General features: G+C 61.3%; 21 protein-coding genes and 1 tRNA gene. 11 read left to right on the top strand and 11 right to left on the bottom strand.

Translation table 11 applies throughout. The features are described 5' to 3' along the window. Positions 1 to 31: 31 nt before the first annotated feature. From SJY33_RS05430 to SJY33_RS05395, 8 genes are all read left to right on the top strand, one after another. Positions 32 to 1,603, top strand: coding sequence for an amino acid permease (locus tag SJY33_RS05430; protein ID WP_379921579.1), 1,572 nt, complete (start codon positions 32 to 34; stop codon positions 1,601 to 1,603). 123 nt (positions 1,604 to 1,726) lie between these two features. After that, the gene (locus SJY33_RS05425) at positions 1,727 to 2,500 is read left to right on the top strand and encodes a recA-like protein (RefSeq protein ID WP_379921578.1); all 774 of its coding nucleotides are present in this window, start codon (positions 1,727 to 1,729) and stop codon (positions 2,498 to 2,500) included. Further along, a complete protein-coding gene (locus tag SJY33_RS05420) occupies positions 2,442 to 4,007 on the top strand; it encodes a DUF6504 family protein (RefSeq protein ID WP_379923525.1) in 1,566 nt (521 codons plus the stop codon). Before SJY33_RS05425 ends, SJY33_RS05420 begins: the two co-directional genes overlap by 59 nt. 56 nt (positions 4,008 to 4,063) lie before the next feature. Beyond that, positions 4,064 to 4,396, top strand: a complete 333-nt coding sequence (locus SJY33_RS05415) for a PilZ domain-containing protein (protein WP_379921577.1) — start codon at positions 4,064 to 4,066, stop codon at positions 4,394 to 4,396. A gap of 76 nt (positions 4,397 to 4,472) precedes the next feature. Then, positions 4,473 to 5,711, top strand: coding sequence for a putative DNA modification/repair radical SAM protein (locus SJY33_RS05410; protein WP_379921576.1), 1,239 nt, complete (start codon positions 4,473 to 4,475; stop codon positions 5,709 to 5,711). After that, entirely contained in the window at positions 5,711 to 7,171 is a 1,461-nt protein-coding gene (locus tag SJY33_RS05405; protein WP_379921575.1) for a UdgX family uracil-DNA binding protein, read from the top strand. Before SJY33_RS05410 ends, SJY33_RS05405 begins: the two co-directional genes overlap by 1 nt. Before the next feature lies 1 nt (position 7,172). After that, positions 7,173 to 10,694: an error-prone DNA polymerase gene (locus SJY33_RS05400; protein WP_379921574.1), complete on the top strand. Its 3,522-nt coding sequence runs from the start codon at positions 7,173 to 7,175 to the stop codon at positions 10,692 to 10,694. Between the two features lie 9 nt (positions 10,695 to 10,703). After that, positions 10,704 to 11,444, top strand: coding sequence for an extensin family protein (locus SJY33_RS05395; RefSeq protein ID WP_379921573.1), 741 nt, complete (start codon positions 10,704 to 10,706; stop codon positions 11,442 to 11,444). Here SJY33_RS05395 and phoB read toward each other — a convergent pair. The 8 genes from phoB to recJ all read right to left on the bottom strand — a co-directional run bounded on the left by phoB (position 11,441) and on the right by recJ (position 19,852). Further along, positions 11,441 to 12,130: a phosphate regulon transcriptional regulator PhoB gene (phoB, locus tag SJY33_RS05390; protein WP_379921572.1), complete on the bottom strand. Its 690-nt coding sequence runs from the start codon at positions 12,128 to 12,130 to the stop codon at positions 11,441 to 11,443. The two genes, SJY33_RS05395 and phoB, sit on opposite strands and share 4 nt — an antisense overlap. A 124-nt stretch (positions 12,131 to 12,254) precedes the next feature. Beyond that, positions 12,255 to 12,923, bottom strand: a complete 669-nt coding sequence (gene phoU / locus SJY33_RS05385; RefSeq protein WP_379921571.1) for a phosphate signaling complex protein PhoU — start codon at positions 12,921 to 12,923, stop codon at positions 12,255 to 12,257. Further along, complete coding sequence (pstB, locus tag SJY33_RS05380; protein ID WP_379923524.1) at positions 12,923 to 13,690, bottom strand: phosphate ABC transporter ATP-binding protein PstB; 768 nt, start codon at positions 13,688 to 13,690, stop codon at positions 12,923 to 12,925. Before pstB ends, phoU begins: the two co-directional genes overlap by 1 nt. A gap of 17 nt (positions 13,691 to 13,707) precedes the next feature. Beyond that, positions 13,708 to 14,994: a phosphate ABC transporter permease PstA gene (pstA, locus tag SJY33_RS05375; RefSeq protein ID WP_379921570.1), complete on the bottom strand. Its 1,287-nt coding sequence runs from the start codon at positions 14,992 to 14,994 to the stop codon at positions 13,708 to 13,710. Further along, positions 14,991 to 16,376 carry a phosphate ABC transporter permease subunit PstC gene (pstC, locus tag SJY33_RS05370; RefSeq protein ID WP_379921569.1) on the bottom strand — a complete coding sequence of 462 codons (1,386 nt, stop codon included), beginning with the start codon at positions 16,374 to 16,376 and terminating at the stop codon, positions 14,991 to 14,993. Before pstC ends, pstA begins: the two co-directional genes overlap by 4 nt. Before the next feature lie 127 nt (positions 16,377 to 16,503). After that, the gene (locus tag SJY33_RS05365; RefSeq protein WP_379921568.1) at positions 16,504 to 17,754 is read right to left on the bottom strand and encodes a sensor histidine kinase; all 1,251 of its coding nucleotides are present in this window, start codon (positions 17,752 to 17,754) and stop codon (positions 16,504 to 16,506) included. Positions 17,755 to 17,877: 123 nt separating this feature from the next. Further along, positions 17,878 to 17,952, bottom strand: a tRNA-Glu gene (locus SJY33_RS05360). 91 nt (positions 17,953 to 18,043) lie between these two features. Next, a complete protein-coding gene (gene recJ, locus SJY33_RS05355) occupies positions 18,044 to 19,852 on the bottom strand; it encodes a single-stranded-DNA-specific exonuclease RecJ (RefSeq protein WP_379921567.1) in 1,809 nt (602 codons plus the stop codon). A gap of 83 nt (positions 19,853 to 19,935) precedes the next feature. Between recJ and SJY33_RS05350 the strand changes: the two genes are divergently transcribed. The 3 genes from SJY33_RS05350 (at position 19,936) to SJY33_RS05340 (ending at position 21,852) form a co-directional block, all read left to right on the top strand. Next, positions 19,936 to 20,433 (top strand): flavodoxin family protein, encoded by a 498-nt coding sequence (locus tag SJY33_RS05350; RefSeq protein WP_379921566.1) that lies wholly within the window; start codon positions 19,936 to 19,938, stop codon positions 20,431 to 20,433. A 267-nt stretch (positions 20,434 to 20,700) separates the two neighbouring features. Then, entirely contained in the window at positions 20,701 to 21,333 is a 633-nt protein-coding gene (locus tag SJY33_RS05345) for a hypothetical protein (protein WP_379921565.1), read from the top strand. Further along, positions 21,334 to 21,852 (top strand): AHH domain-containing protein, encoded by a 519-nt coding sequence (locus SJY33_RS05340; protein WP_379921564.1) that lies wholly within the window; start codon positions 21,334 to 21,336, stop codon positions 21,850 to 21,852. It abuts the gene before it with no gap. A gap of 3 nt (positions 21,853 to 21,855) precedes the next feature. Here the strand turns inward: SJY33_RS05340 and SJY33_RS05335 are convergent, their stop codons facing one another. The 3 genes from SJY33_RS05335 to leuA form a co-directional block, all read right to left on the bottom strand. Further along, positions 21,856 to 22,860 carry an NAD(P)H-dependent flavin oxidoreductase gene (locus SJY33_RS05335; protein ID WP_379921563.1) on the bottom strand — a complete coding sequence of 335 codons (1,005 nt, stop codon included), beginning with the start codon at positions 22,858 to 22,860 and terminating at the stop codon, positions 21,856 to 21,858. A gap of 73 nt (positions 22,861 to 22,933) precedes the next feature. After that, the gene (locus SJY33_RS05330; protein WP_379921562.1) at positions 22,934 to 24,001 is read right to left on the bottom strand and encodes an amidohydrolase family protein; all 1,068 of its coding nucleotides are present in this window, start codon (positions 23,999 to 24,001) and stop codon (positions 22,934 to 22,936) included. Between the two features lie 174 nt (positions 24,002 to 24,175). After that, positions 24,176 to 25,864, bottom strand: coding sequence for a 2-isopropylmalate synthase (gene leuA / locus SJY33_RS05325; protein ID WP_379921561.1), 1,689 nt, complete (start codon positions 25,862 to 25,864; stop codon positions 24,176 to 24,178). Positions 25,865 to 25,944 lie beyond the last annotated feature (80 nt).

The raw sequence follows: 25,944 nt of genomic DNA, 5'->3' as shown, positions 1-25,944 counted from the left end.
CTGCCTGCGATCAAGGGGAGACCTATTCCAGATGTTTCTAGACAGGGTAAAGCCGCTCGACGCGATCCTCGCAGCGGCGGAAAAGAAATCGTTGAAGCGTTCGCTTGGCGCTATTCAGCTGATGCTGTTCGGTATCGGTTGCATCATCGGCACCGGGATCTTCGTGCTGACGTCTGCCGGTGCGCAAAAGGCTGGACCGGGTCTGATGCTGGCATTCGCCATCGCCGGCTTGATCTGCATCGTGGCCGCATTGTGCTATGCCGAAATTTCTTCGACCATTCCGGTTTCGGGGTCGGCTTACACCTATACCTATGCCACGATGGGTGAGTTTCTGGCATGGACCGTCGGCTGGGCGCTTGTGCTGGAATACGCCATCGCCGCAAGCGCGGTGTCGGTGGGCTGGTCGGGCTACTTTGTCGGCACCATACTCAACGAGACTTTCGGTATAACCCTGCCGGCAGCGCTTTCCGGCGGACCGCTGGCGTTCGGCGGAGTTGAAGGTGGGATTATCAATCTTCCCGCGCTGATCATCGCTTTGCTGGTAACTTGGCTCCTGATGATCGGGACGAGCGAAAGCGCCAAGGTCAATGCCGTACTGGTTGTGATCAAGGTGGCCGCGCTGACCGTGTTCATCGTGTTGACCCTGCCTGAAGTCGAGGCCGAAAACTTCAATCCCTTTCTGCCTGCCGGGGTGTTTGGCAGTCTGGGATCGGGCGTTGGCGCAGTTGGCGCGGCGGCCACGATCTTCTTTGCCTACGTAGGTTTCGATGCGGTTTCGACTGCAGCAGAAGAAACCAAAAATCCCCAGCGCAATGTGCCGATTGGCTTGGTCGGATCTCTACTGTTCTGCACGGTCTTCTATATTCTGGTGGCAGCCGGCGCGATCGGCACGATTGGTGGTCAGCCGATCATGGGGCCTGGCGGCGTTCCGTTCCCGGCGGGGTCGGAAGAACTTGCTCGCCAGTGCGCCATGCCAGCCTATTCGGCTGCTTTGGTATGCTCGGATGAAGCACTGGCCCATGTGCTGCGTCAGATCGGTTATTCGGGCATCGGCAACATGCTCGGCTATGCCGCTTTCATCGCGCTGCCTTCGGTGATTCTGGTGCTGCTTTATGCCCAGACCCGGATCTTCTTCGTGATGAGCCGCGATGGTCTGCTTCCTGAAGTGCTTAGCAAGGTGCATCCCAAGTGGCAGACGCCGCACGTCGTTACGGCGATGACCGGCGTGGTCGTGGCTGTGGCCGCAGCGTTCCTGCCGGTGGGCAAGCTTGCCGATATCGCCAATGCCGGTACGCTTTATGCCTTTGCACTGGTGGCGCTGGCCGTGATGGTACTGCGTCGCACGCGGCCTGACGTGAAGCGTCCGTTCAGAGTGGCAGGCCTTGTGATTATCGCTCCGGCGGCGATCGCGGGTTGCCTTTTCCTGTTCGTCAATCTGCCGCTGGAAGCCATGATCGTGTTGCCGGTGTGGACGCTGGTAGGTGTAGTGATCTACGCCCTTTACGGACGCCGCCGCAGCCATCTGGGGCGCGGGATCGTGGAAGTTGTGGATGATGTTCTCGGCGACGAGACGATTATTCCGATCGATAATCCCAAATCCTGATCTCGTTTTTTTGCGAATATCGAAGGGGCGTCCGGCGACGGGCGCCCCTTTTTTATTGTCTGGCAGCACGATTGCCAAACTGATGATGTTGGAACATAATGCGAACAAATGAGTCGTTTCTCCATGCCATCCACATCACCACTCACAAGTATCGACCCCGTTCGCCTTGCTGAAACGCGCTGGCGTCCAGGATTGCCTGCGCACCCGTTCCATTCCGAAATCTTTGCCTCGTCGGGCGAGGGCAGCGGAGCGGGGTTGGCGCTGGCGTTGGCGCGTGACGCCTTGACGTCATCCGATACGGCTTCGGATCAAAGCGAAGTACAGGACACCCGGCAGATTCTCTGGGTGCAGGATCGCAAGGCGATGCAGTTAGCAGGGCGCCCCTGTCTTGCCGGACTTCCGCCAGACTGGCGCCATCGGATCATACATGTCGCCGCAGCAACGCCTGAAGATGCGCTGTTTGCATTGGAAGAAGGGCTCAAGTGCCGCGATCTTGCCTGTGTGATCGGGGAGATTGCCGGCAACCCCAAGGCGCTGACCTTTACCGCCTCCCGCCGTCTCAGCCTTACCGCGGAACGGCACGGTGTCCGCCTGTGGCTGGTGCGGCTTGATGCCGAACCTGATCTGTCTTCGGCCCGAATGCGCTGGCAGGCACATGCCGCGCCGTCCCCGCCGCCGCGCTGGAACCCCGTCGCCCCCGGTACGGCCAGCTGGCACGCCGAATTGTTTCGCTCACGTGCCCACGCGCCGGGGGTATGGATACTGATCGATGACACGCAAACCCTGCGCTTCTGCACCGAACCCGAACCTGACACCGATATCGCCGCCGCGCCGCATCCTGTCCGTATGGCTCGCCCGACTGTCGGTCGATCGCTGGCGGCACGCGCTCGCGGCTGATGCGGCCGAAGCGTCTGCACCCACCGCGCTGATTCTGGAAACGGCACACGGTCCGCGTATCACCGCTGCCAATGATGCAGGGCTGGCAGCAGGCGCGCGGGCTGGAATGTTGCTGGCCGATGCGCGTGCGCTGTGCCCCGATCTTGCCGCTGTGCCAAGCGATCCGGCAGGCGATTTGGCCACCTTGGAAAAGCTGGCCGTATGGGCTCAGCGTTGGGGGCCATGGAGCGCGCTTGATCCGCCTGACGGACTGTTGGTCGATGTCACTGGCGTCGCCCATCTGTATGGCGGCGAAGAGGCACTGCTGCGCGATGTTGCGCGGGCCTTTGCCCGGCACGGCCTGACTGCTCGCGCTGCGCTTGCCCCCACCGCAGGGGCGGCCTGGGCATTATCGCATTTCGGAAAAGCCAATACGATCCTTGCACCCTGCGATGATCCTTTGCGGGTGTTGGGCGATCTGCCGGTCGCCGCGCTCCGGCTTGATGAAGATGTGCTGACCGTGCTGCGGCGTTTGGGCATCAAGCGGCTTGGTGAACTGGCAGGGGTCAGCGGTGTGGGTGATGACCCTGCGCAGGAAGTCGCCGCACGCGATTCGCTGCGCCGCCGGTTTCGCAATCACCGTTCGCCTGCCGCCAATCCGCTGCTGAGGCTCGATCAATTGCTTGGCCGCGTGCCCGAGCCGCTGCTGCCTGTCATCGCGCAGGTCATGCCAATGGTGCAACGCCGAATGATGGAGCCGTTGCGTCATCGCAACCTGCTCGATCAGGTGGTGGAAGATCTCGCCGCCGACATGATCCGTACGCTCGAAGCGCGGGGGGAAGGGGCGCGCAGGCTCGAACTGGCATTGTGGCGGGTGGATGGCGAAGTCCTGCAACGCCGCATCGAACTGGCTGCCGCCACCCGCGAGGCAGATCACATCATTCGTCTGTTCGCGGCGCGGCTTGACGATGTCGAAGCCGGGTTCGGGATCGAGGCGGTGCAACTGCGCGCCAGCTGGAGCGAGCCTCTCACCCTAGATCAGGCCGATCTTGATGCGGCAGCCGAAAACCACGGAACCGCACTCGCTGCCTGTATCGACCGGTTGACGGTCCGATTGGGGCCAAAGGCTGTAACCCGGCCGGTGCTGCGCGCCAGCCATATCCCCGAGCGTGCCCAAGGCTGGCAGCCGCCGCTTGCACCGATTTCGCCTGCGCAAGGCGCGCTTGCTTTCCACAGTCGGCCTGTAAAGCTGTTCGACCGCGCCGAACAGATATCTGTGCTGTACGCCTCGCCCGATGGTGTGCCGCAGCGCTTCCGATGGCGGGGTAGCGTGCGCGAAGTCGTACGGGTCGAAGGGCCGGAACGGATCGCGCCTGAATGGTGGCGCGAACGTTCCACTGCACGGCTGCGCGATTATTACAGGATCGAGGATGAGGCCGGGCGGCGATACTGGATCTATCGGCAGGGGCTTGCAGGCGATGGGCGCGGCGGGGTGCCCGACTGGTTTCTGCATGGCATGTATGGCTGATACCTGGTTACCGGCCTGCTCAGTTTTAATTTACGTATTTGTGCAAGATTCTTCTCATGAACCTCGATTCGATCTCACGCGCATCCGATCGTCGGCCCATGAGCCTTACCGTGAAAAGCCGGGTGCGTTCGCGTGTGGTCTTTGTTGACCTGCTTGATCTGTCCGAAGGCGGCTGCAAGATCAGGGCAAAAGCCGGGTTTGCCGAAATCGGCGACCGGGTGACGATGAAAGTGAACGGGGTCAACGCTCCGCTCGGTTCGATCGCGTGGGTAGAAGGCCAGATCGCAGGTGTCGCCTTTGAAGGTACGATGCATCCAGCGGTGATCGACTATTTGTGCAGTCAGCAAAACGATCGGGACAGCGGCCCGAGGCTTCGCCGTATCATTTGATCCATGCTTGCAAGCTTTGCATTTGGCATTGAGCTTGCAAGAACATATAAGGAACGCGAAAGGTGTTCCTTTATCCATGGCTCAGCAGTCCCTCCGTCAGAAACTCGAAATCCTTGCCGATGCGGCAAAGTATGATGCGTCGTGCGCGTCATCGGGGACGGCAAAAAAGAACTCGCTTGGCGGGAAAGGTGTCGGCTCGACGGAAGGGATGGGGATTTGCCACGCCTATGCTCCCGATGGTCGCTGCATTTCGTTGCTCAAGATCCTGCTGACCAACCACTGCATCTTCGATTGCCATTATTGTATCAATCGCAAAAGCTCGAACGTGGCACGCGCGCGCTTTACCCCGCAGGAGGTGGTCGACCTCACGCTCAATTTCTATCGCCGCAATTATATCGAAGGGCTGTTCTTGTCCTCGGGCATCGTGCGCAGCGCCAATCACACGATGGAGCAGCTGGTCGAAGTCGCGCGGATCCTGCGTGAAGAGCATGACTTTCGCGGCTATATTCATCTCAAGACCATTCCCGAAGCCGATGCCGAAATCATTCACGAGGCCGGGCTTTATGCTGACCGGGTTTCAATCAATGTCGAACTGCCGACCCGGGCCGGGCTGACCCGGCTTGCACCCGACAAGAATGAAACGCAGATCGAAGGCGCGATGGGCCGCACCAAGGCACGGATCATCGAGGCGAAGGACGAACGCAAGCGCTTCCGCCATGCGCCGCGCTTTGCCCCGGCGGGCCAATCGACCCAGATGATTGTCGGCGCAGACGGCGCCAATGATACTGCGATCATCGGGAAGGCGAGTCGGCTGTATGGCAGCTTTGGCCTGCGCCGCGTCTATTACAGCGCCTTCTCGCCGATTCCGGATGCAAGCGCGGTGCTTCCGCTGAAGCGTCCGCCGCTACTGCGCGAACATCGCCTGTATCAATCCGACTGGCTGATGCGCTTCTATGGCTTTGCGCCGGGAGAAGTCGCCGATGCGACCGAAGCGGATGGCAATCTGCCGCTCGACATCGATCCCAAGCTCGCCTGGGCGCTGAAGTTTCGTGAAAGTTTTCCGGTCGATGTGAACCGTGCGGCGAAGGAGCAATTGCTGCGCGTGCCGGGGCTGGGCACGCACGCTGTCGGGCGAATCCTTGCGGCACGGCGGCATCGGACCTTGCGGCTTGATGATGTTGCGCGCCTGACTGCCTCGATTGCCAAGGTGCGGCCCTTCATTTGTGCGCTCGACTGGCGTCCGACCTTGTTGACTGACCGGGCCGACCTGCGCCGGCTGCTTGCGCCCCAGCAGGAACAGCTGGAGCTGTTCTGATGGCTACGCAGCGACGGTCGGGACAAAACATTAGCCTTGGTGCGCATTATGCCGTGCATTTGCCTACGCCCGATGATTTTGCCTTCTGGCGCGAACGGGCACGCGGCTTGATCCAGTCCGATATTCCGCCTGACCGCGTTTCGTGGATCGAGCCAGGCGGAACGGGGGATCTGTTTGCGTCCGAAAGCCCGTTACGAGGCGACAAGCGCTTGCCTGCGCCCCCGGCTGATGCGCCCGCGGTGCGGACCAGCCAACGATTCCTCACGCTCGCCCGCAGCGCCGCGCTGCACACTGATCCGGCGCGCTTTGGCCTTCTTTACCGGATGCTGTGGCGCTTGCAGCAAAACTCGCGGCTGATGGAAGACAAGGCCGATCTTGACGTGCGCCGGATCGAGGAACTGGCCAAATCGGTGCGCCGCGATGCGCACAAGATGCACGCCTTTGTCCGTTTTCGCGAGGTCGAAGAAGAAGACGGCACGCCGCATTTCATCGCCTGGTTTGAACCCGATCACCACATCGTGCGGGCAGAAGCGGCGTTCTTCATGCGCCGTTTTGCCAATATGCGCTGGTCGATCCTGACCCCGCGGGGCAGCATCCATTGGGATGGCGAGGTCATGCACGAAGGTCCGCCAGCTCGCCGCGAAGATGCGCCGGGCGATGATCCGGTCGAGGATTTATGGCGGTCCTACTATGCTTCGATCTTCAATCCAGCGCGTTTGAAGGTGGGCGCAATGCTGTCCGAAATGCCCAAGAAATACTGGAAAAATCTGCCTGAAGCCGAGCTGATCCCCGGCTTGATCGCAGGCGCACAGGCGCGCGAAGCAGCGATGGTTGCGGCCGGAAAGCGCGAAGAGCGTGTGCGCCCTTCCACCTTGGGTGATGTCGCGCAAGGCGCCGCTGCGTGCCGCGATTGCCCGATCGCTGATTGCGGCACCCGCGCCGTTGCGGGCGAGGGGCCGCCGCAGGCGACCTTGATGATTGTCGGTGAACAACCGGGCGATCAGGAGGACATCCACGGGCGTCCCTTCGTGGGGCCGGCAGGGCAATTGCTCAACCAGCATCTCACCCGCGCCGGGATAGACCGCAAGGACGCCTACCTCACCAATGCGGTCAAGCATTTCAAGTTCGTGTACAAGGGCAAGCACCGACTGCACCAGTCGCCCGGCGCCAAGGAAATCGATACGTGCCGCTGGTGGCTTGATGCCGAACGTGCGATTGTGCAGCCGCGTATCGTGCTGGCGTTGGGCGCAAGCGCAGCACGTGGGATGCTGGGCCGCACTGTCAGCGTGTCCAAGGCGCGCGATGCGCCGATCATGCTTGATGATGGAGCAGAGTTATGGGTGACCGTGCACCCTTCCTACCTGCTCCGGCTCGACGGTGATGCCCGCGCGGCGCAGACCGAATTGTTCACTGCAGACCTGGCACGGGTGCAGGAGCGCCTGACGCAGCTGGCGGGTTGATATGCCCGATGCGCCGCTTACCCCCGACAAGCGCACCTTGCACGTTGATCCCGATGCGATCGACGCACCGCCGCGCGCGGATTTTGTCGAACTCGGCATGGCGAGCTGCTTCACCTTCCTGCGGGGGGCGTCAGACGCGGTCGATCTGGTGCTTGCCGCGCACGCGCAAGGCTATGACGCATTGGGAATTGCCGATGTGAATTCGATGGCGGGTGTAGTTCGGTTGCATACCGAGGCCAAGACCCTGAAGCTGCGCCCGGTGATCGGCTGCCGGATCGAAACTGTCGAAGGCCTTGCCTTCCTTGCCTACCCGGAAGACCGTACCGCCTATGGGCACTTGTGCCGGTTGATCAGCGCAGGCCGAATGCAGACGCCAGATGGTGCGTGGCAGGACAAAGGGGTATGCCAGATCACGCTGGCGATGCTGGCGGACCACTCCGACGCGGTGCAGTTGATCCTTATTCCGCCCGATGATCTGCATGCGCCGCTAACGATCGCAGTGCCTAGCAACGTGGTCCCGTTTCCCCGTCTCGGCCTCCGGGAAGGAACCCCGCGGCCTTACGGCAGCGCCCCTGAAATCGGTGGATCTGCGGATCAGGTCCGGGGTGGGGGGAGCATGGAACTGACCGCCCCGCTGCCCGACCTCCTCCCCCATCTCGTGCGCCAACTACCCACGTTCCGCCATATTGCCGCCAGCTACCTCTACCGCGGCGATGACATTGCCCGGATCGAACAGCTCGACAGCCTTGCGCGCGCACACGGCCTTGGCCTGCTTGCTACCAATGATGTGCATTACCACGCACCCGAGCGCCGCGCGTTGCAGGATGTCATGACAGCAATCCGGCACAAGACCACCGTGGCGCAGGCGGGCCACTTGCTGCACGCCAATGCCGAACGGCATTTGAAATCGCCGGTACAGATACAGCGCCTTTTTGCCCGCTGGCCTCATGCGATCCGGGCCGCACGCGACGTGGCGGACAGGTGCCGATTCAGCCTCGACGAGCTTCGTTACGAATACCCCGAGGAAATTCACCCGGACGGCCAGAGCCCCCAAACCTATCTTGAAGGAGAGGTTTGGGCCGGGGCAGGGCGGCGTTACCCTGATGGCGTCCCCGAAACCGTACGGGCCACAATCACACGCGAACTGGCGTTGATCGCCAAGCTCGATCTGGCGCGATACTTCCTCACTATCAAGGATATCGTGGATTTTGCCCGGGGCTGTGAACCTCCGATCCTGTGTCAGGGGCGCGGCAGCGCGGCCAATTCTGCTGTATGCTATGTGCTTGGCATCACCAGTGTCGATCCGGCCAAGCACCAGTTGCTGTTCGACCGCTTCATTTCCGAGGAACGCAAGGAACCGCCCGATATCGATGTCGATTTCGAGCATGAGCGGCGCGAAGAGGTGATCCAGTACATCTACGCCAAATATGGACGTCACCGCGCCGGGCTTTGCGCCACGGTGATCCACTACCGTCCGCGCATGGCGATCCGCGAGGTAGGTAAGGCGATGGGATTGTCCGAAGACGTCACATCCGCGCTTGCCCGCACTGTGTGGGGCGGATGGGGGCGCGAGATTACCGAAAAGCATGCCGCCGAAACCGGTCTTGATATCACCGACCCGCATCTCAAAAGGGTGCTGAAGCTGACCGAACAGATGATCGGCATGCCGCGCCATCTGGGCCAGCATGTTGGCGGCTTCATCCTCACGGAAAGTGCGCTGAGCGAGACAGTGCCGATCGGCAACGGGGCGATGCCTGAACGTAGCTTCATCGAGTGGGACAAGGATGATATCGAAGCGCTGGGCATTCTGAAAGTCGATGTGCTCGCACTTGGCATGTTGACCTGTGTTCGCAAATGCCTCGATCTGCTGGCAGCGCATCATGGCCGTGCGCTGACGCTAGCCACGGTTCCGCGAGAGGATCCGCAAACCTACGCGATGCTGCGCAAGGGCGATTCGCTGGGCGTTTTCCAAGTCGAAAGCCGCGCGCAGATGAATATGCTCCCGCGCCTTCGCCCGCGTGAATTTTACGATCTGGTGATTCAGGTTGCGATTGTGCGTCCGGGCCCGATCCAGGGGGACATGGTCCACCCTTACCTGAAACGTCGCCGCGGGGCCGAGCCCGTGCAGATTCCCGCGCCTGCGCCCGAACACGGGCCTCCCGACGAACTTACCAGTATCCTTGGGCGCACCTTGGGCGTGCCGATCTTTCAGGAACAGGCGATGAAGATCGCGCTGGATGCGGCGAAATTTTCCAGCCTTGAAGCCAATCGACTGAGGAAAGCGATGGCGACCTTCCGCAGCCGAGGGATGGTGGACGAACTTCAGGACATGATGGTCGAACGCATGGTCGGGCGCGGATATGATCGTGATTTCGCCCAGCGCTGCTTCAACCAGATCAGAGGCTTTGGCGAATATGGCTTTCCTGAAAGCCACGCGGCCAGCTTTGCGCAGTTGGTGTATGTGTCTAGCTGGCTCAAATGCCATTATCCGGCAGCATTCGCCTGCGGCTTGCTCAATTCGCAACCGATGGGTTTTTATGCTCCGGCACAGATTGTGCGTGACGCGGCCGAGCACGGAGTGGCGGTGCTGCCGGTGGATGTAAACCATTCGGAGTGGGACTGCACGCTTGAAGAAAAGGGTGATACCCACGCCTTGCGCCTTGGGCTCAGACAGGTTGACGGCTTGCCGGAACATATTGCCGCAAAACTGGTCAATGCGCGGGTTGCGAGCGGGGCATATCATGACATTGCCGATCTTCGGGCCCGTGCAGGCCTCAGCCCGCCGCATATCGAACGCCTTGCCAGTGCGGATGCCTTCACCTCGCTCAGCCTATCGCGACGGCAGGCCCTGTGGGATGCGCGCAGCCTTGTCGCAGCTCCCGACCTGCCGCTGTTCCGTGCTGCCGGCATCCGCGAAGAGGGGGCAGAGCGTGCTGCCGTCGGCCTGCCGGGCATGGCGCTTTCAGAAGAGGTGGTGGCCGATTACCAGACCACGCGCCTCAGTCTGAAGGCGCACCCCATGGCATTTCTGCGTGCCGATCTTGGCGCACGCGGGTTTGTACGCGCGACTGATCTGCGGTCGCGAAAGTTCCGCAGCATGGTGCAGGTAGCAGGGGTGGTGCTGATCCGCCAGCGGCCGGGTAGCGCGAAGGGTGTGACCTTCATTACGCTGGAAGACGAAACGGGGGTCATTAATCTGGTGATCTGGCCCGATCTGAAGGAAAAGAACCGCAAGATCGTGATGGGTGCTCGGCTGATGGAGGTGCGCGGGCGCGTAGAATATGACGATGAGGTCATTCATGTGATCGCCCAATCCATGACCGATGCGACGCAGCGCCTTCATGCATTGTCAGACGATCTGCTTGACGCGCCGTTGGCGCGTGCCGATCATGTCAATGCGCCCCTTTCCGGACGACGTCCTCCTGCTCCGCATGATCTGGCGGGTGAGCTTGCGCCTGTTCCCAATGTTACAGGCCATCCTCGCGATCATCGGATCCTGCCCAAATCGCGTGATTTTCACTAGGAATACAACATGAATCGCTACAACAAGTCACGCGCAAGCGCCCGGGGCAACACGCATTTCGCCGCGGCCCGCAGGGCCATGGGGCTGCTCGCCTTGCTTGTCGGCGTAATCGCAGGGTGGCAGTGGTTACAGTCACATCCGCAACACAGTCCTTGGGCGCCGCTGGACCTGCGCGATCCGCCGGGTTGGGCAACCCGGACAAAGATGAACGCCATGCTCGGCGATGTGTCCGAATGTCGCGCTGTTCTCGCTCGGAGCGATGTAAATTTTTCCACGCTTCCACCCACCGGTGAGGGCGAATGTGCGCGGCCCGACCGCACCCGGCTTGGCAACTACCCGCTATCACCCGATACGCCTGCGGTGACATGCCCGGTCGCAGTCGCGCTCGAACTCTGGCGCCGAGATAGCGTTGCGCCATCGGCTCTGGCGATCTTGGGCAGCGAGTTGGCACGGATCGAACATCTTGGGGCATACTCCTGCCGCCGAATCTACGGCGGCGCCGATGGAGCATGGAGCGAACACGCGACGGCAAACGCAATCGATATCGCGGCCTTCATCCTGGAAGATGGCCGCCGTGTGAGCGTGCTGGGCGATTGGGACGGAGACGATCCCGAAGCAGCCTTCCTTCGTGCGGTACGCGATGGCGCGTGCAACAGCTTTGCCACGGTGCTTTCGCCCGAATACAACGCTGCCCACGCGGATCACTTCCACCTTGATCAGGATGATCGCTGGGCAGGAGTGTGCCGTTAGCTCGCTTCGAGCGCATATCCGGCAGAGCGCACCGTACGGATCGGGTCTTTTGCACCATCGATCCCGATCGCCTTGCGCAGACGGCGGATGTGAACATCGACCGTGCGCAATTCGATATCGGAGCCGGTGCCCCATACGCCATCAAGCAACTGACCGCGGCTGAAGACACGACCGGGGCTTTCCATAAAAAACTTCAGCAGCCGGTATTCTGTCGGACCCAATTGTAACGCGCGCCCGCGGCGTTGCACCTTGTGCGCGACGGGATCGAGTTTGAGATCGCCGACTTCGATCGTTTCCCCAGCCAGTGCCGGCCGAATTCGGCGCATCACAGCGGCCACGCGGGCCAGCAGTTCACGAGGAGAAAAAGGCTTGGTGAGATAATCGTCAGCCCCGGTTTCAAGCCCGCGCACCCGATCATCTTCAGCCTCGCGGGCGGTCAGCATGATGATGGGAACATGCGCGGTTTCTTTGTCGCGCCGCAAGCGGCGACACACTTCGATGCCGCTTGTGCCTTCGATCATCCAGTCGAGGATGATGAGATCGGGCACTTCTTCCGCGGCAAGAACCAGCGCTTCGTCACCGTCTCCGGTGGAACGGACGGCATAGCCTTCGTTCTGGAAACGATATTCAAGCAGCTCGGAAAGAGCTGGATCATCTTCGACAAGCAACAATTTGGCAGCGGACATGCGCACAGTGCCTCCTCAAGCTCGCAGACGCGAGCGGCGCCCGAGCCTATGTGTCACTTGAGCGACAATTTGATGAAAGCTGGCAGGAAATCAACAATAGCGTGACAGCATCGTCACCGCGATATCAACGATCACCTTCTGGCGGGTAGGTCCCCGTTGCAGCAAAGTGAACCATTTCGGCCACGTTGGTGGCGTGATCCCCGATCCGTTCGATGTTCCGCGCAACGAAGAGCAATTGCGCCGCGCTTGAAATGGTCGAAGGATTTTCGACCATGTGGCTGACAAGATTGCGGAAGATGCTGTTGTAAAAACCATCCACCTTCGCATCCGTCGCGATCACTTCCCGTGCAAGATCGGGATCGCGTGCGGCATACGCGGTGAGCACATCATGCACCATTTCGCTGGCAACCTCTCCCATGGTCGGGAGTAGGGTAAGTGGTTCGAACCGTCCCCGTCCTTCAATCATGCCTGTGCGTTTGGCGATGTTTTTGGAATAATCACCAATCCGTTCAAGCACGCCTGCGATCTTGAGTGCCGCGATGACTTCGCGAAGATCGTCGGCCATCGGCGCGCGCAAGGCGATGATGCGCACGGCCAGCTTGTCGACCTCCATTTCAAGCATATCCATGCGCTTGTCGCGGGCTACAACCTTTTCGGCCAGATCTTCATCGCCGCGCAGCAGCGCATCCAGCGATTCCGCAATGGCAACTTCCGCAAGCCCGCCCATCTCCGCAATCAGACCGCGAAGTCGGGTGATGTCTTCGTCAAAAGCCTTGACGGTATGTTCAGCCATCAGCCGTAACGTCCTGTGATGTAATCTTTTGTACGTTCTTCAACGGGATTGGTGAAGATTTCGGAAGTGGGCCCGTATTCTACCATCTTGCCAAGATGGAAAAATGCGGTGCGTTGACTGACGCGCGCAGCCTGCTGCATCGAGTGGGTAACGATGACAATCGCGTAACGGCCCGAAAGTTCATCGATCAGCTCTTCAATTTTGGCGGTCGCGATCGGGTCTAGGGCGCTGGCCGGTTCGTCCATCAGGATGACTTCGGGGTCCACTGCTATAGCCCGTGCGATACAAAGTCGCTGTTGCTGGCCGCCCGAGAGAGCCGTTCCGGAATCATCAAGCCGGTCTTTAACTTCTTCCCACAGACCGGCGCGGGTCAGCGAACGTTCGACAATTACGTCAAGATCGGCCTTCTTCTCGGCCAAACCGTGTATCTTGGGGCCGTAGGCGATGTTTTCGTAGATCGACTTGGGGAAGGGGTTGGGTTTCTGAAACACCATCCCCACGCGCGCGCGCAGTTGCACCACGTCCATGCGGCTGCCGTGGATATCTTCGCCATCAAGTTCGATCAGCCCTGTCACCTTGGCCGCGCCGATCGTGTCGTTCATGCGGTTGAAGCACCGCAGGAAGGTCGACTTGCCGCAGCCCGACGGTCCGATGAAGGCAGTGACGTAATTGGGCGAAATGTCGATCGACACGTGATCGATCGCCATCTTGTCGCCGTAGAAGACGCAAACGTCACGCGCGCGAATCTTCGCGTTTTCGTCTGCCATGTTGGGATGGATTACAGTCACCAGCGTTTCTCGAACTTGTTGCGGAGGTAAATGGCCAGGCCGTTCATTGTGAGCAGAAACACCAGCAGTACGATGATAGCCGCGCTGGTGCGTTCTACAAAGCCGCGATCGATTTCATCCGACCACAGGAAGATCTGCATTGGCAGAACGGTGGCGGGCGAGGCGAACCCTTCCGGTGGGGTGGCAACGAAAATGCGCATCCCGATCAAAAGCAACGGCGCGGTTTCACCCAAGGCGCGGGCCATCCCGATGATGGTCCCCGTCAACATTCCTGGCAGTGCCAAAGGAAGAACATGGTGGAACACCACCTGCACTGGCGACGCACCGATTGCCAGTGCCCCATCACGGATTGATGGTGGAACCGCCTTGATCGCGTTCCGTCCTGAAATGACGATCACGGGCATCGTCATCAGGGCGAGCGTCATTCCGCCGATAAGGGGCGCAGACCGCAGGTTCGGGAACAGCGCAAGAAAGACGGCAAGGCCCAACAAGCCAAAGATGATCGAAGGCACCGCGGCCAGATTGCTGATCGACACTTCGATGATGTCGGTCCAGCGGCCGCGTGGCGCGTATTCTTCGAGGTAAAGCGCCGATAACACTCCGATCGGGAAAGCCAGAACCAGAGTTACCAACATGGTGAGCATCGAACCCTTCAGCGCCCCCCATATCCCCACGGCCTGCGGACTGGTGGCATCAGAGCGGCTCAGGAAACCCAGATCCCAGTTGCGCGACAGCTTGCCTTGGGCCGACAGACGGTCGGCCAAGGCCTGCGTTTCGGCCGCGCCTTCGCCCTGAAGCCCGGCGGCAAGAGCGGAGGTTGCTGGCAAGTTAAAAGTTTGTGTGCGTGTGATGAGGCCGGGATCGTCGTTCAACGCCGTAGCAATATCGCGCCATGCGTCCGGTGACAGTTCGGACGCCGCATCCGTGCCCAATTGTTCTTCGGCAAAGAAGGTCACGATATCTGGAAGGCCCTGCATTTCGAGCGTCTGCATCGCGCTGGGGGCTGTCAGCGACACGGCATCGCCAGTCAGCCCGCTTTCCGGAAAGTCGATCGTAACTTCGACTTCGGCACGCTGGAACCCGGCGATCCCATTGATCAGCATGTTGCCCAGAAGGAACACAAGAACAGCCACCGAGAAAATCACGGCGCCCTTTCCGATCCAGCGGAAGTTGCGTTCAGCGCGGTACCGTTTGGCAAGCCGTTGTTCGAAGGCGGGCGTGCGCGTTGGGCCGAGCGCATGCGCATCACTGGGTGCGGCGTGGGGAAAGGCGGAATTGCTCATTCGTAGGCCTCGCGGAAACGCTTGACGACGCGAAGGGCGATGAAGTTGAGCGCCAGTGTCACCATGAACAGCACAAAGCCCAGCGCATAGGCGCTCAGCGTGGCGGGGTGATCGGTGCTCTGTTCGCCGGTCAGCAGTTTGACGATCTGGACCGTTACGGTGGACATCGGTTCAAGCGGATTGGCGGTCAGGTTCGCTGCGGGAGATGCGGCCATCACCACGATCATGGTTTCACCGATCGCGCGGCTGACTGCGAGCATGACGCCAGCAACAATTCCGGGCAACGCAGCGGGAAAAAGCACCTTGCGGATCGTTTCAGACTTGGTCGCTCCCATCGCCAGGCTACCATCGCGCATCGCCCCGGGCACGGCAGCCATCGAATCATCTGCCATCGACGACACGAACGGAATGATCATGACACCCATGACAATACCGGCTGCCAACGCGCTTTCTGTCGAAGCGTTGGTAATGCCGATCGATACCGCGAGGTCGCGGATCATCGGTGCCAGTGTGAGCGCCGCGAAGTAGCCGTAGACCACCGTGGGCACGCCTGCGAGCAATTCGAGCAGCGGTTTGATCCACGTGCGCACTCTGGGGTCGGCATATTGTGTCAGATAAATCGCGCTCATCAGGCCTAGCGGGATCGCCACGATCATTGCGATGATGGCCCCGATGAAGATTGTACCCCAGAACAGGGGGATGGCGCCGTAACGTGACGCATCGACGGCATCAGGGTTTGCCATCGTGTCCGGCCCCCACTTGGTGCCGAACAGGAAATCGATCGGCGAAACCATGCCGAAGAAACGCACGGTCTCGAACACCAGGCTAACAAAAATGCCGAGAGTGGTGAGAATTGCCACCAGCGATGCCAGCAGCAGGATCATCATGACGGTGCGTTCCACCCGGGTGCGGGCGCCGAATTGCGGACGCAGGCGCAGGAATGCCAGTGCTCCGCCCAAAACGGCGATCAACACCGTCAGCACGATGCCGATGGTGTTATAATAGGCAAAAGCGTCGCGGAACGGTGCGATCAGCGGTTCAGCTTCATCGTTGAACACCCCCGGCGCCTGCCCTAACGCCACCGCGCGGGCTTCGCCAAGGAAGGCGTCACGTTCGAACCCGAAAACCGGCAGCCCCTCGGTCGCCGGCGATGCCAACACCGACTGCATCACCAGCTGCGGCGCGATGATTGACCATGCGGCAACAAAAACCAGCACCGGAACCACCACCCAGAGTGCCACGTACCACGCGTGATAGATGGGGCGCGAGGCGGGGCGATGGGCAGGATCGGTGGACTGAAAGCTCCATGCCTTGGCACGGCCCGCCAGCCATCCCAGCAGGCCAAGGCCCAATGCAATCAGGATCAGCGTGATCGGCGACATGAAAGAGACCTGTATTCCCTGAAGGAGTGGCGCATTTGCAATAAGGATGCCGATTCTCGGATCGAGCTTGTCGCCGCGGTCCGGCTCCTATGCCATGCCGCCCGCATGTTGAAGAAATAAGACACTGCTATGACAGTTGTTGCGTTTCCGGCCCCACCATGTGGTCAGATGTGGTTCGCACTGCAGAGCTCGCTGACAATTCGGCTTCTGCCAAGGGGATGCGAACCACGACCTGCGTTCCCTTCTGAAGTTTGCTGGTGATGTCGAGCCGGCCGCGGTGCCGTTCGACAATGTGTTTGACGATCGCAAGCCCAAGCCCTGTGCCGCCCGAAGCGCGGCTGCGGCCGGGATCGGTGCGATAGAAGCGGCGAGTAAGATGTGGAATATGCTCCGGTGCAATGCCCTCTCCCTGATCGGCCACCGCAATGCGAGCCAGATTGCCCGGGGTCAGGTCAAGCCGGACATTCACAGGCATTTCGGCCGCACCATATTTCAGCGCGTTGTCGACGAGATTGCGCATCACCTGTTCCAACTGTTGGCGGTCGCCGAGCACGACAGGCTTGGCGGTGATTTCAAGGACCAGACGATCCAGGCGTGCCAGCCCCGCAGCATCGCGCGCCGCGCGCTCCACCAGCACGGCCAGATCTATACGCTCCGTGGGCAGATCGTGCTTTTCCGCCTCCACCCGTGACAGGCTCATCAGGTCGCTCACCAGCGCCTGCAAGCGCTGGGCTTCGCGCTCGATGATGCCCAGAAACTTGCGTGCGGTTGTCGTGTCGAGGTTGCTGTCGCCTTCCTGAAGCGTTTCGACGTAGCCGATGATCGCTGAAAGCGGCGTGCGCAATTCGTGGCTCGCATTCGCCACGAAATCCGTGTGTGCGCGGCTTATGTCGGCTTCGGCAGTCTGGTTGATGAATTCGAGCATCGCAAGCCGTTCGTCGATCCGCTGGCGATTGATCTGCCAGATGTCGCCGCGCCGTACGAGCCCGCGCACGATCGCTTCGCCCTGGCGATCTTCATTGAGCAGCGAGGTTGCTTCAGGCTGGCGCAGCGCGACCCTGGCGTCCTGTCCGATCACATGGGGCCCCAGCATCCGCCGCGCAGCATGATTGGCAAGCGCGATAGTGCTGCGTTCGGTGATGACCAGCGGCGTCGACGTGTTTTCGATAAGTTCGCGAATCGATTCGAGCGACAGGCGCTTCTTTGATGCGGCGCGGGGCGGTTCGGGGGGGCGTCCGGCTGCTACCATCAATGAGCCGACCCATACGGTCATAACCGAAAGCGCGATGATCACATCGGTGCCAAGCAGCAGCAGTGCTACGAAGGTCACCGCGGCTAACATGATACCGGCGATCGGAATGTTCTGGCCGCTGCCCATGGCCAGCGCCTTACAACCTGGAACAGCCGGTGGGAAGCGGGGAGCAGCGCCGACCACCCGACACACGACAAGAAAAAAGGCGGCAAGGCCGAAGCCTGCCGCCTGTTTCAACCACGTTGGAAGTGGTGACCCCTACGGGAATCGAACCCGTGTTTCAGCCGTGAAAGGGCCGCGTCCTAACCGCTAGACGAAGGGGCCGTCGCGATTGCGAGAGCGGCCAACTAGGGGCGTGAATCGGATCGGTCAACACCCTTTTGCGTCTGCAGTGGGAAAAAGTCGTTTGAAGCGTTCAATCGGCGAAGGCGGCGTCCTCCAATTGCAATTCGGCGGCTGGTCGATTGCCCCAATCATCGATCCGCGCACGGCCCGCGAGATAGAATCGCCGCCCCTGGTTCCGATGCAGAAGCGTTTGCCCCATGTCGGATTCGGCGGCGCGAAACGCGATAGCCTTGAAACTGCGCCCGTCATTGCCGCTGACGATCAGCCGCAAGTGATCTTTGCCCACAATGTCGGCTTTGATGATTCGCACAGGGCCTACAGCAATCCGGGGTGCAGGCCAGCCGACCCCGTAAGGCCCGGCCGCCTCCAGCGTTTCGACCAGTTCGGGGGTCAGTCCGCCCGGCGCAAGCGCAAGATCCAGCAGCATTGCGGCGCCCGCCCTTGCGCGCTCCACGTCTCGGGCGAGCCGCGTGTCGAGGAATTCCGCAAAAGCAGGCATCTGGGCCGGATCAATCGTGAGTCCGGCGGCCATCGCGTGACCGCCGCCTGCAACCAGTAAGCCTGCCTCGCGTGCAGCGATGATCGCCGCACCCAGATCGACCCCGCTGATCGAGCGGCCAGATCCCTTGCCCTGCACATCGTCCAGCGCGATTACCACGGCAGGTTTGCCCGTCTTTTCCTTGATCCGCCCGGCTACGATCCCGATCACTCCAGGGTGCCAGCCGTGTCCGGCGATCACATGAACCGCCATGTTGTGCTGTCCAGCGATTTGCGCTTCGGCGGCTTCCTGCACTTCAGCTTCGATCGCACGGCGTTCTTCGTTCAATTGCGAAAGCTGCATCGCGATGGAGCGGGCTTCGTCTGGGTCGGTGGTGGTCAGAAGCCGCACCCCCAGGGTTGATTCGCCGATCCGTCCGCCCGCATTGATCCGCGGGCCCAGCGCAAATCCCAGATCGCTGCACTGCGGTACGCGGTTCAGGCGACTTGCATCCATCAGCGCGGCCATGCCGATCCGGTTGCGGCGCGCCAGCACCTTCAGACCTTGCGCCACAAACGCGCGGTTCAACCCATGGAGCGCGGCGACATCGGCCACAGTTCCCAGCGCCACCAGATCGAGCAATCCCATCAAGTCGGGTTCGGCCTTTCCGGCAAACCAGTCGCGTGTCCGCAAGGTTCTGACCAAAGCCACGCCGAGAAGAAACGCTACGCCCACGGCTGCCAGGTGCCCGTGGGTTGCGCCAAGGTCGCTTTCGTCAAGCCGGTTGGGGTTTACCAGAGCGGTTGCGGGCGGCAGATCGGGTGAACATTTGTGATGGTCCACCACAATGACATCCACCCCCGCATCGCGGGCCATTCCCAACGCTTCATGCGCCATCGCACCGCAATCGACCGTGACGACCAGCGTGGAGCCTGTCTCGCCCAATTTGACCAGCGCCTTACCCGATGGGCCATACCCTTCAAGCAGGCGGTCCGGGATGTAATAGCCTGCTTCAAGCCCCAGTTGCCTAAGCAGTTCCACCAGCAGCGCAGCAGAGGTTGCGCCATCAACATCGTAGTCGCCGTAAATCGTTACGCGTTCACCGGTCATGACGCTGTGCGCAAGGCGTTCGGCGGCGGCATCCATGTCGCGGAAGATCGATGGATCAGGCAGAAATGCGCGCAACGTCGGCTGGGCATGACGGATCAGGTCGTCTTCAGCGACGCCGCGAGTTAATAGCAGTTGGTCGAGGATGGCATGATCCAACCCGCGCGGCCCATCGGCCGTATCGCTGCCAAGTTCCATGTTTCCTCCGCGCCATCGCCAGGCCTTTCCGGAAAGCGAAGCCGCAATGCCGAGGACGGGAGCGAGCGTGGGTGGGGGAAGGGTGCGAGAAGCCATTGCCCATCCCTAGCGCAAAGCCTGCCGACCGCACAGGGACGTATGGTTGACAATCGACAGCCGCACCCGGAAACCTGCGCGGGATGAACGCCGCGCCTGCCGATCCCTCCCTGCTTATCATTTGGCACAGCCGCACAGGCGCCAGCGCTGCTATGGCGCAGGCCGCGGCCGACGGCGCGGGTGATGCGGCACGGCTTGTCCCGGCAGAAGAAGCGCATCCGGACGTGCTGATTGCCGCAGACGGGTTTCTGTTTTGTTGCCCGGAAAATCTTGGAAGCATGAGCGGCTTGATGAAGGAGATGTTCGACCGCGCCTATTACCCGGCGCTCGGCATGATTGAAGGGCGACCATACGCGACGCTCATTGCGGCTGGATCGGATGGAGCAGGGGCCACGCGCCAGATTGACCGGATCGTAACGGGCTGGCGATTGCGCCGGGTCGCTGCGCCGCTGATCGTCAATTTGGGCGCGCAAACGCCCGATGCAATCAGTGCGCCCAAGACGCTTGGAGTCGGGCAACTGAACCCGTGCCGCGACGTGGGAGCCGCCATGGCCGAAGGCTTGCGCCTTGGTGTCTTCTGACCGGTGCTTCAAAATGGGACGGACGTACCGTTTGGGGACTCGACGATGAAAGGCAAAACGGCCAATAAGTTGCGGAACGGATCGTTTGTGTCGGGCACGATGCGAGAGGGGGCCTGAGCAATTTCACAGTCGCAGCGCGCTCATGACGCTGAGCTGCATCTGCTGTTTGCGCAGGGCAAACGGCCCGATCGATTTTCGATCAGGGCCTTCGCCGCTGAGTGGGAGCGGGTCAGCATCAGCCATGATCCCGATCTCGATCGCCCCGCGATGGCCGAGCCGCATTGGCCCGGACAGCAACAGTGGCTTGAGCTGCTGCGCGAAGGTTTGACCTTCGATCTGAGCGGTCTGGCACCGGGCCCCGAAAGCCCGTTCCCACAGATCGTCCATCGCTTTGATCTGCCTGCGCTTCCGCTTGCGAGCGACCATGAAAGCATGGTGCTTCGGCCCGGACCGCATCTTGCCGCTGCAGGAAGCAGTACGCCACTTGTTCGCAACATGCTGGCGCTTGCGTGTGATCTGGTGCGCCATTTCGATGATCTGGTCGCGATTGGCTGGGGACCAGCGAACAGCGTGATCGGACGGCGCTTCTTCGAATCGGTAACGGCCGCGTGGCTTGATGGCGGCCCCTTTCCGGCGCTGGGATTGACGGCGTTCGACGAGACGCCTGATGCCGCGCTGCAAAGCGTGGGTCTCGGCTTCTGGATCGGACAGGAGCTCAGGATCGAGCCTCCGCTCAGTGCCGACCGTGTGGCAGCCACCCGGCTTGCTATCCGTCTGGTCAATCACCTGATCCTGACAGGTGGGCTGACAGCCGATGAACACATCACCGCACCCGACGGCATGCGCCTCTTGCTGCAGCCATCGCGTGACTGGGCGACGATCAGCGTGCGGCGCGAGTAGATGCGATCCCCGGGTCGCGCCGCCAGTCTTTCCGTTATCGCTTTTCGTTCGGTCAACATCCCCGGAGCTCCGGGGTACGACAGGAGCTTGCAGCGCCATCATCTGCTACCCCGCCAGCTTCTGTCACAGCGCTGCTTTGGCGCCCTGTTCGCTGCAATCGGACGCACGCGGGTGGGGTTCGACGACTTCCGCCTCAATGGTCTTCTGCTTCCTGCGAACGAGACTGCCAGCGTCGCGACCGGGATGCCGCTGCACCGCGGCCCGCATCCGCGCTACAACGAGGTGGTGATCGCCCGTGTCGGACAGATCGAGGCGCGCTGGTGTGTCGCAAGGCGCGGCGACGCGGACTCGGCCTTGGGCGAGGCTTTGATGCGGCTGCAACTGCTGCAACGTGCCTTGCGGCGGCAGTTGCTGGCCGAACGGCGGCGGGTCCTTCTCAACCGGAAAGACCCGCTCGGCACGGGGTACGACTTCAGCGACCTTGACGCCATGGCCGAGACGCTCTGGTCCGCGCCCTGATGCCTATTCGGCCGCTTCGGCCATCGCGCCCCACGCGGCATAGTCCGAATTGGCAAGCAACTGCGCCTTGGCCGCGTGGTATTCGCGTTCCATCCGCGCCACGAGGTCTTCGACCGTGCCCACATCCTTAATCGGCCCGATGCCTTGGCCCGAACCCCAGATGTCCTTCCACGCCTTGGCCTTGGTGTTGCCGCCGCTGCCGAAGTTCATCTTGCTGGGATCGCTTTCCGGCAGATTGTCAGCGTCCATTCCAGCAGCTTCGATCGAAGAACGCAGATAATTGCCATGAACGCCGGTAAACAGGTTGGTGTAGACAATCCCTTCCGATGATCCTTCAACGATCCCGTTCTTGTACCCATCGGTTGCGTTGGCTTCCCTGGTCGCAATGAAGGCGCTGCCGGCATAGGCGAAATTGGCGCCCAATGCCTGTGCTGCAAGGATTGTGGCGCCGTGTCCAACCGCGCCTGAAAGCGCCACCAGACCGTCAAACCATTCGCGGATTTCCTGCATCAGCGCAAACGGCGACAAGGCCCCTGCATGGCCGCCAGCCCCTGCCGCCACCGGGATAAGACCGGTCGCGCCCTTTTCGATCGCCTTTCGGGCAAAGCGGTTGTTGATCACATCATGCATCGTGATCCCGCCCCAGCCGCGCACGGCGGCGTAGATATCCTCGCGCGCGCCAAGCGACGTGATGACCATCGGCACCTGCCACTTTTCGCAGGTTGCCATATCGGCATCGATCCGGTCGTTGGTCCGGTGAACGATCTGGTTGACCGCAAACGGCGCAGCCGGACGGTCGGGGTTGGCGCGGTTGTGCGCGGCCAGTTCTTGGGTGATCTGGTGCAGCCATTCATCAAGCTGTGATTGCGGCCGCGCATTCAGCGCCGGAAAGCTGCCGATAATTCCCGCTTTGCACTGTGCGATGACGAGTTCGGGGCCGGAGACGATGAACAGCGGCGATCCGATCAGCGGCAGGCGCAGGCGATCAAAGGGAGCGGGAAGCGGCATCGGTTTCTCCTCAAAACGTATTCGGCTTGAATGCGCGTCTCTAGCGCAGGTTCCGAACCTGCCAAGCGCGATTTCAATCGTGTGGTTTCAGCAACGTCTCCAGCCCGTAAAACCGGGCTGCCGTGCCGGCAAACAAGGCGGCCTTTTCATCGGCGCTTGCTGCATGGGTCAGGCGTTTGAAGGTGTTCCACAGCACCGCGTAATCGGCGCCCCAGTGATCGACCGGGTAGTTGCTTTCAAACATGGCGCGCTGCGGCCCGAAGGCTTCGATGCAGGTTTCGATATACGGGCGCCACAGCGCAGCGAGCTGTTCGGAACCATAGCCAGCGCAGGGCCCTTCATCGGGCATCGCGCAAAAGGCCATCGCCAAACCGCCCAGCTTTACGATCACATTTTCGCAGCGCGCCAGTTCGCGGATATTGCCGCGCCAGATGTCGAACCGTTCTTGCAGCCTCCCTTTGTAACCCATCACGCCGACCGGCGTGCCGCAATGGTCGAGACAGATCGGCTGATCGGGAAACGCACGGGCCAATTCGATCACATCAGGCAATTGCGGTTCCAGAACCCACGCATCGAAGGTGAGCCCCCGTTTGCCAAGTTCGGCAAAGCCGGTGCGAAACGCGGTGTCACGGTACAGGCCCTCAGGATGATGGAAGGGCGGACCGAGCACATCGGCATCCGCGTCCCACGCGCCGGCATGGCGAATCCCCTTGAAGCGCGCTGGCGCGGCTTCCTGAAGTGCATCCAGCACCGCGCCTGCATCAGTCCCGCGCATCAGGTCAGCATGGCCGACGATCCCGGCACACATGCGCGAAGGCCCGTAAAGCCCGCTCGCCGATTGCGCGGCCACGCCGTTGACGAACTCCACCTCGCCCACTGGTTTCAACGCATCGCCATAGGCCGCATTGTAGAACGCGCCGCATTCCATGAAGACCGTGCCAATGATGTTGTGCCCGGTGTTCAGGTGCGCGTGAAGCTGATCGAACGTGTAATGCGCGTTGTCGGCCAAAGCCGCGATGAAGGGGTGATGCGGCGCCGGGAACATGCCCATCATCGGCCGCAGATCCCAAAGATGGTGGTGCGGATCGATGATCGGCAGATCGGGTTCGATGATCGCTTCGTTCCGGTGGCTTTCGGTCATGCATGTCTCCCTCGCGTGGTGGTGTGTAGGAGACACATGAGACACTGTCCAAGAACAGAATCTTCCCCCCATCCACCGATCCTTTTGGGGGCAACACTAATGGCAGGATCGGTGCGCGTCATGCGCCATCTGTTAGCGGGCGGGCCGCGTGTAGGAAATGCTGCCCGCCGCCGGTCAGCTGCCCGATTTAGCGACCGCGGTGTTGGCTGCGCTAAGGACGGCGCGCACGCTGGCGGTGGCGATGTCTTCATCGATCCCGCAGCCCCATATCGTGCGGCCATCGGCGGCGCGGCATTCCAGATAGGCGGCCGCACGCGCATCGGTTCCCGCGCCAAGCGCGTGTTCGGTATAGTCCACCACGTCCAGTTCAACGCCAAACGCACTGCGCAATGTGCCCATCACGCTGGAAATCAGACCGTTGCCCCGGCCCGAAACGCTCTGTTCTGCGCCATCGACCGCGATCGTGCCTGCAAAAATGCGTGTGCCATCAGTAGCGCGGCTTTCTTCGTAGCGCACCAGCTGGAAATGCTTGGGGCTGATCTTGACGTGGTAGGCCCGGCGGAACGCATCCCAGATATCCGCAGCGTTGAGTTCGCGCCCCAGATCGTCGGCCATCGTCTGCACGTGGCGGCTGAAATCGGCCTGCATTTTCTTGGGCAGTTTAAGGCCCTGATCCTTTTCAAGCACCCAGGCAAAGCCGCCCTTGCCGGACTGCGAATTGACCCGGATGACCGCTTCATAGCTGCGGCCAAGGTCCGCGGGATCGATCGGCAGATAGGGCACGCGCCATTGCTCGTCGTTCTGCGCCTCACGCGCTTCGAAACCCTTCTTGATCGCGTCCTGATGGCTTCCGCTGAAGGCGGTATAGACCAGCTCTCCCCCATAGGGGTGGCGCTGATGCACGGGCAGATCGTTGCAATAGGTGACCGTCTCGATCACCCGGTCGATGTCGGAGAAGTCGAGCTGCGGGTCGATCCCCTGCGTGTAGAGGTTGAGCGCCATCGTCACGAGGCAGCAGTTGCCGGTGCGTTCGCCGTTGCCGAACAGGCAGCCTTCGACCCGGTCTGCGCCCGCCATCAAGCCCAGTTCCGCCGCCGCAACGCCGGTGCCGCGGTCGTTGTGGGTGTGGAGGCTGATGACCGCGCTCTCCCGCTCGGGCAGATGGCGGCAGAAATACTCGATCTGGTCGGCGTAGACATTGGGTGTTGCCGCTTCGACCGTGGCGGGCAGGTTGAGGATGATCGGGCGATCCGGGGTGGGGGCCAGCACTTCCATCACTGCGGCGCAGACCTCGATGCTGAAATCGAGTTCGGCGGTGGAGAATGTTTCGGGCGAATATTGAAAATGCCAGTCGGTGTCCGGATATTTCGCCGCCTCGTCGCGCATCACTTTCGCGCCGGCAACGGCTATCGCCTTCACCTCGGCTTTCGACATGCGGAACACGATATCGCGCCACGCCGGACTGACGGCGTTGTACAGATGCACGATCGCGGCGCGGGCCCCTTCGAGGCTGGCAAAGCTGGTGCGGATTAGGTCTTCGCGGCTTTGCGTTAGAACCTGCACGATCACGTCCTTGGGGATCGCATCGGATTTGACGAGGCCCGAGATGAAATCGAACTCGGTCGCGCCGGCACTGGGAAAGCCGACTTCGATTTCCTTGACGCCGACCTCGACCAGCAGGTCGAAGAAGCGGCGCTTCTTCACCGCGTCCATCGGGTCGATGATTGACTGGTTGCCATCGCGCAGATCGGTCGAAAGCCAGCGCGGCGCATGTTCAATCAGGCGCGACGGCCACTGCCTATCAGGCAGATCGATCTGGCCGAACGGACGGTATTTGACGGAAGGCTGCTTGAGCATGGGCATGATGGAAAGCTCGTCGCGAAAAGGAAAGGGAAGCTGCGGCACGTTACCCTTGGGAGCGGTGCCGCGCTGTCCGATACGCG

It is taken from the genome of Erythrobacter sp. R86502, assembly GCF_042466465.1.
Lineage (GTDB): Bacteria > Pseudomonadota > Alphaproteobacteria > Sphingomonadales > Sphingomonadaceae > Erythrobacter.
The sequence above is the reverse complement of the archived record's forward strand: the minus strand, read 5'-3'. Positions and strand labels throughout refer to the sequence as shown.